The 7,450-nt window shown below is 46.1% G+C and carries 1 protein-coding gene; it reads left to right on the top strand.

Features of this window, described 5'->3' with window-relative positions; all coding sequences use genetic code 11:
* The first annotated feature begins 300 nt into the window (after positions 1 to 300).
* Positions 301 to 7,380, top strand: coding sequence for a carboxypeptidase regulatory-like domain-containing protein (locus tag PG862_RS14205; protein ID WP_270707841.1), 7,080 nt, complete (start codon positions 301 to 303; stop codon positions 7,378 to 7,380).
* Positions 7,381 to 7,450: the final 70 nt, after the last annotated feature.

Below are 7,450 nucleotides of genomic sequence, written 5' to 3'. Positions count from 1 at the left end.
AAAAGGAGTGGAGGAACAGGTACTTGCTATGGAGCGTTTACTGTTTAAAGTTGAAATTTTACTGAATGAAATGAACGCAACAGAAAAGTGGTGCCTGACCTAACGATCAAACACCACTTTGTCTACAGTCTGACGAGACGACTTTGGTCGTCTCGTTTTTCTTTATGCGCTTAAAAGAACAGCTTCTGTCTTGAATTTGTGAGAGTTGATTATTATAATATAAATATAGTGACGACTCATTTGTGTATACACACTTTATGACGGATAATCAACATTTCGAGAATGAGAGGAAAAAAGCGTATGAGAAGGAGAAAAAGAAGAATTCTGGCAGCAGGAATGGTGGTAGTGATAACGTGTAGTTCATATGGCTCTGTGCCTAGAGTTTATGCGAACACGAATTTTTATCAGATCCGGGAGATCGAGAGTTTATCGGAACAGGTTCTGTATCAGAAAGTTCCCTATGGCACCCGGTATCAGGATCTGGAGATGCCGGACAGCATAGACGTTTTTGTCAGCGGGGGGGGGCAAAATGAAGATGTGCCTGACGCAGGGAACGATGAGAATGTAGCTGCGTTTGCCAACCGCACAGATGATGATGCCGTGCTGGAAAAGACAGACAGTGAAGAGAATGGAGAAAAAGAAGATACTGAAGGAAAAGATGCCGGAGAGAATAGCAAAGACAAAAGCGAAGGTGGAGAGGGCTTAGAGAAAGCGGAATCCTGTTCAGGTGAACAGGGAGATTCTGGGAAAGATGGAAATTCGGCGGAAAATGGGGACTCTCAGGATGAAAATGTGAATCCGGGGAACGGTGAATCCGATGAGAAAGACGATTCCGGTAAGACAGATTCCGGTTCTTCGGGTGGAAATGCAGATTTGAATGAAGATGGCAGTTCTTCGAACGGAAAAACGGATGAACCGAAGGAAGATGTCAAGACAGATGAGAAGACCGAGGAAGAGATTGACGAAAAGGAAGGTTTCTGGCGAAAAGTAAAGGTGCGCTGGGTTCTGGATGCAGAAGAGAGCCAGGCATCCCGTTATGATGGAGAAAATCCGGGTATCTACCTGTTCCGTGCAGAGCTGAAAAGCAGCAATTATGAGGTAGATGAGGACGAACTTCCGGTGATCCAGATCACGGTCCTGGAAGAAGAGCAGGTGAAAACAACGCTGGAATTTGCACCGTTGGAAGAATCGATCACCGATCAGATTCTCCCGCTTGGAAGCAAAGAATCCGACATCCGGTTCCCGGAGACTCTCACCGTGCGTGAGACGATGGGAGAAGAAACCACCGAGCGGACTTTGTCGGGTATCACGTGGAAACTGGATGAGGAAAACAGCGACTATTCCGAATTTCAGGGCGGACTGGCACCGGAGGACTATTTTGACCGCTTCGATGAGGACGGCGAACCAGAAGAAACTGAAGAAAAGACCTGGGAGGGCTACGATAAAGCCAATGAAGAATACAATGGGGCGATCTATACCTATATTCCGGTGATTCCGGAAAGCGAAGAGATACCGGAAGACACTGCTTTGCCGGAGATCCATGTGCAGGTGGGAGACGCGGGGATTGCGCTGTATGCGGATGAAGGAATCACGGGAAGCGGTACGGAAGCGGATCCCTATGTGATTTGTACTGTAGACCAGTGGTCTACGGTTATGGGTGAAAACAAAAGAAATCAATATAATGGAAGTTTCTATGGTGTAAGTAAATATATTAAATTGGGGGCTGATATCGATCTAAGCGGTGAGTCGTGGGAATCAAGAACACTAACGGCTTGTTTAGATGGTGATGGACATAAGTTGAGTGGAATTTCGCAGCCGTTGTTTAGTGTTTTGGAGGGGACTGTTAAAAATTTGATTTTGTCTAATGTGACCATTACGGGAGATGGAGAGCATGTAGGAGCGGTTGCGAGAACTGTAGGTAATAATTCGCAGATTGAAAATTGTTATATCAGTGGCAGTCTTGCTACTACAGGAAATTGTGCCGCAGGTGGATTAATTGGACAGGTTCAGTCGGGGGCGCTGACAATTCAAAATTGTATTGTTAATGCAGATATTAAAAACCAAGGTAGTGTTAATGATTCTTTAGCTGGAGGTTTGGTTGGCTCGGTTCGAGTGGTAAGTGGAAGCCAGTTGAATATTAAGAACTGTATTGCAATGGGAAGTGTTTCAACAAATTTAGGTCGCGGTACAGGTGGATTGGTTGGTGGACCAAATAAAACAGTTACGATTAATAAGAGCGTGGCACTGCAAGAAACGATTGCCACAAATAGTTTAGGATATTATGTGAATAGAATTTTTGGATATACGGGTGATTATGTACAGGGAGAGGGAAATTATGCATATAAGGATATGACACTTACATTTGCTAGTGGTTCTAAAAAGATAGAGGAGCCATATCCACTGTATTATGGAAAAGATGTTTCCAAAACAGCTCTTTTGACAAGCAATTTCTGGAAAAAAACTCTTGGTTGGGGAGAATCTAATTGGGATATTAGAGATGGTCATTTCCCAGAATTAAAATGTGGAGAAACAACTATATTTTCAGAGGATGATTTACCGGATTATCTTCAGGCGACCAATTCGTTAAAGGGAAGTGTAAAGTCTGGAGAAACCGGAATCGCGGGCGCAGAGATTACTTTTAAGAAGGGCAGCAGTGAGAAAAAGGCGACAACAGATTCAGATGGAAATTTTAGCATTGATCTCGCAAATGGAGACTATGACGTAACAATTAAACAAACCGGATATTTTACGGTTGAGACGACAGTTACGATTTCGGATGCGAATTCAGATGTTCTTGATTTCACTTTGGATGTAAACCCGGTTTCCATGCCTGCGGAACAAACTGTGACCGGAACTTTCCAGACAACCGATGCGGAAACTGTCACGGCAGATGGAAAAATTGCACTTACATATACTGGAAATGAAAATTTAAAGGCGGAGGATTTTAAACTTTCATCCGAGGAAGATGGAACGGCATATGGCGGAGTTACAATTCTTGGAGTGAATACCGAAAATGGAATTGGCAGTATAAAGATTCAATTCGCTAAATCGCTGGCTCTTGGCAACACAAATGAAATACAGCTTTATGTCCATTACAAGGGAAGTTCGATCGGCTCAATCAAGCTGAAAAAAGAGGTAAATCTTGTTCAGCTTACAGCGCCTGAAAATGTCAAATGGGATGAGACAGTAGAAGGAAAAGCTGTCTGGAGTCCGGTTACGAATGCGTCGGGTTATAAAGTACAGCTCTATAAGGATAATTCAGCACTGGGGGATGAGGTAACACTTGGGGCGAATGCAACCAGCCACGATTTTACCTCCCAGATAGCGGAAAGCGGAACCTATACGTTTGGAGTCCGAGCAACGGGCGATGGTTCAACCTATGGTGACAGCGAGGAGGCGAAGAGTGGAAACTATGTATTTTCCGAGCAGACCTTAGCGGTTGTCGAAACAGCGGCACAGGAAGCGCTACGGGCGATGACAGTGACAAATAAGACGACAGCAGAGGAAATTTTGCAGGTTGTACAGAAGGTTATCACAAATAGAAAAATTCAGGCGAAGTGGTCTAACGAAAATGATTTTAATCTAGCACCAGCAACGAATGGCGAAGATCCGGGACAAAACGGAAGTATCACAGGAACGATTGTTTTGAGTTATACCTCTGAGGACGCGTCAACAAAAATAGAAACAATCGAAATAAATCTTCCAATCGCGGCGAAGTATGCAATTACCTTTACGTCTGGACGTAAGGATTCACAGGGAGATGCACCGACACTGGAAAATGTTGCAGCCGGAACTGAGATTACGCTTCCAGAGAATAACTTTAAGGTATACGGCATGAATTTTAAAGGCTGGAGTGACGGAGCTAAAACATATGCCAGCGGGACAAGTTATACCATGCCGGAAGGAAATGTGACATTTGAGGCGGTATGGACGCAGGATAAGTGGGATGGAACAACAGTTACGGAACCGGCGAAAGATGAACAAGGTTATTATCAAATTAGCACAGGGGCAGAGCTTGCGTATTTTCAAACTCACGCGATGCAGAAAGCAAAGCTGATGTGCGATATTGATTTGGGAGAACATCCATTTACTCCGATTTCAAACAGAGTAGTAGAATTTGATGGATGCGGACATACGATTCGAGGCTTGAATGTAGTAGGAAATATGGTTCCTACGGGATTGTTTCAAGAAATTTCTTCGAATTGTGAAATTAAGAATCTGACCATAAAAAATGCGGTGGTTAAAGCTTCCAACGATGATGCGAGAGTTGGTATCCTGGTTGGTGATGTATATGATTCTCTGACAGTAGAAAATTGTTACGTCAGTGGAATAATCGAAGCTACAGATGGAACGAATAAGATTGAAGCTGCGGGTGGCTTGATTGGACATGTAAGGAAAAGCTATTCGGTAAAGATCCAGTCCTGCTATGCAGATGCTGAAATCAAAGGAACAGCCAGCAAGAGGTTTGTAGGTGGTTTGGTCGGTTGGACCGGTGGAACTACAACCATTGAAAACAGCTATGCAATTGTAGATATGGACGTTGATGAGGGAGATTATATTGGCGGACTGGTAGGAAGCGGCAACGTAACGATCTCCCACAGCTACGCGGCAGGCGAAGCGCTGACAAAAAATCCCATTGGCGCATCCGTGGCAGGCATTTCCGCCAACGGTTCGATTTCCTCTTGTGTCAGCATTTTCCCGGAGATGCGATCGCTCAACCGGATTGGCGGAACAACGGGAAGCTGCCGGGATAACTACGGCTTTGCCGGCACAGTTGCGAGAAAATCAGATGGAACGATTTTGACCCCGGATCCGGATACGATGGGGGCAGACAAGCTATATGGAGCGGACGCAACGGCGGCAAACCTGAAAGATCCGGAATTTTATAAAGGTCTGGGCTGGGATTTTGATTCTATCTGGATGATGGATTCAACCGGCGGGTATGCATTCCCGATTCTGAAAAACCAGACCTTATCTCCGGATCTGACGCTGGATCTGACACCTTCGGTTACCGGAATTACGCTGGATAAGACCAATGAGACGATTTACCCGAGAGGAAGCGTCCAGCTCACTGCGACCGTCGATGTGGCAAACGGAGCGTCCAGAGATGTGGAATGGAAAAGCAGTGATCTGGCAGTCAAGGTAGAGGACGGACGGGTAACTGCTGCGGATGTGGCAAAAGCGGGAACCTATACGATCACAGCCACCAGCGTGGCGGATCCTTCCAAGGAGGCAGTATGCAATCTGACAGTTGATACGGCGGAACACACCGTTACAGTAGAACGGGAGAATACGATAAACTCCCCGAATGCAGTCGTGAAAGCGTATGCATCCATGGATGATGCAAAAAAGGGAACAAATCCAATTTCTACGACAGGTAGTGAAACTAGTACATTTACATTTTCACAGAAAGCCGGAGAAAAAGTTTACCTTGCATTTACGGGTCTGGATCGGGATGATATCGTAAGCAAAGTAACAATTACCGATGCAAATGGTTCAAAGGTGGATGCGACTCTGTGCAATTTTGAAGATCCAACGGTATATTATTTTACAATGCCGTGCTCAAATGCTTCGGTGGAGGTTTCTTATGCAGTAAACTTAAATGCAACCCAGTATACCTGGTTCGTAGGACAGGAATGGGGTACCTGGGGAACGACGGCAGCCTTTGAAACCAAAGAGTGGAGTGGAGGGGATCATATTGGCTCTCTGGAAGTAACAAAGATTATCAATGGCAAGCTGTTTAAAGAATTTAATATAAAATCAATGTCGCTGTATAAGAAAGGTTCAGTTACACCGAACAAGGTAAATAGTAGAGCAGAACTTAAAAAGAACGGCGATTATTACATCGAAAAAGATAATACAACCGGTCTCCCGACTCTCTATGTATACTTAGATGGACCGGGCATGGTAGCTGTGGATATCGAGGTCCAGGATGATCTGAATGCAGTATTTTCAATTACGCAGAAGCTGGAAAGCAGTTCTTATTATACGCTGGACAAGATTACGGCAAAAGCCGGGGAGCTGGTAACGGCGACCTTGACAGATGCAGGTGTTGAGCAGATGAAGGAGATGCAGAACAAGAATGCATGCCTTACATACAGCGGTGGTTTACTTATAGTTGTTTACCCGCCGAAATTTACCGAATCAGGCGGCAAATGGACCGCTTCCTTTAAGATGCCGGCGCAGGATGTTGAGACACATGTGTATTTTGGGGACAAAGATAAGGTTGCACTGAATGGTACGGATAAAGAGGTTGATTACGATGGCACGCCGAAGTCTGTTGGGGATGGAATTCAGGCAACCATAGGCGAATATGATCTTTCGGAACAGTTTCAGGGTCAGTATGAGGTGCACTATGAAGGTGTGAACGGAACCGTTTATTCCAGCATGACACCGCCGACCAATGCGGGAATGTATTCCTGTAGGATTAAGATCCCGGACAGTAACGTAAATTATAAGAGTGATCCGATTACAGTGCGCCTGACGATCAAAAAAATAGGAACAAAGACCCCGAAAGCACCGCAGGCAGCAGCGTGGACAGACACCAGCGTGACCCTGAAAGCGCCGTCTGCATTTGTGGATGGAACCGCGATTCCGGCGGGATATGAACTGGAATACTGCGCGGATCAGGGAGAATGGCAGGATTCACCGGTATTTACCGGGCTGACACCGGAAACAACTTACAAGTTCTATGTGAGACTCAAAGAGGGTGTTAATACGATGGCATCAGCAGCCAGCGAGGCGGTCGCGGTCCAGACAAAGAAAGCATCGTCTGCCCCGTCCAATCCGACGAAACCGGATCCATCGAATCCGACCCCGTCTACTCCAGGCAATCCGCAGGGAACGGCCACTTCCAGCCGCGACAGAAGTACCAGCACATGGGTAAAAGAGAGTGCCGGATGGCGCTACCGCCTGTCAAATGGCACGTATCTGTCCGGAAGCCTGGTCCTGGATCCGATGACTGGCAGACAGGTTGAACAGGTTGTGTGGAAACAGCTCCGGGGCGCATGGTGGGCGTTTGGAGCCGATGGATATATCCGGACGGGCTGGGTCTATGATTACAGCGCAGGCAAATGGTACTATGTGGACGAAAACACAGGCATGCGGACGGGCTGGTATCTGGATCCGCAGGACGGCAGATGGTATTATCTGGATCCGGCAACGGGAGAGATGCTGACGGAGTGGCAGCTGATTCCGGATTTGGGCTATGTATACTTAAATCCGTATGCACCGCAGCCGACCTGGGCGTATGATGAAGCATTAAAAACCTGGGTTTACATGGAGGGCGCAGGGCGTCCATACGGCTCCCTTTATATGGCTGAGTGGACACCGGACGGCTATTATGTAAATGCAGACGGTGTCTGGGAACCGGCCAGATAATCATTCATAAACCTGAAAACCTCCCAATATATTTAACAATAGGCAGCTATAGGCTATAAGTTAGATAAAT

The organism is Clostridium fessum (assembly GCF_027698965.1).
Taxonomy (GTDB): domain Bacteria; phylum Bacillota; class Clostridia; order Lachnospirales; family Lachnospiraceae; genus Otoolea; species Otoolea fessa.
The sequence above is the reverse complement of the archived record's forward strand: the minus strand, read 5'-3'. Positions and strand labels throughout refer to the sequence as shown.

Coding starts and splice junctions, on each gene's coding strand:
- PG862_RS14205 (WP_270707841.1), top strand. CDS start 301: ATGAGAAGGAGAAAAAGAAGAATTCTGGCAGCAGGAATGGTGGTAGTG.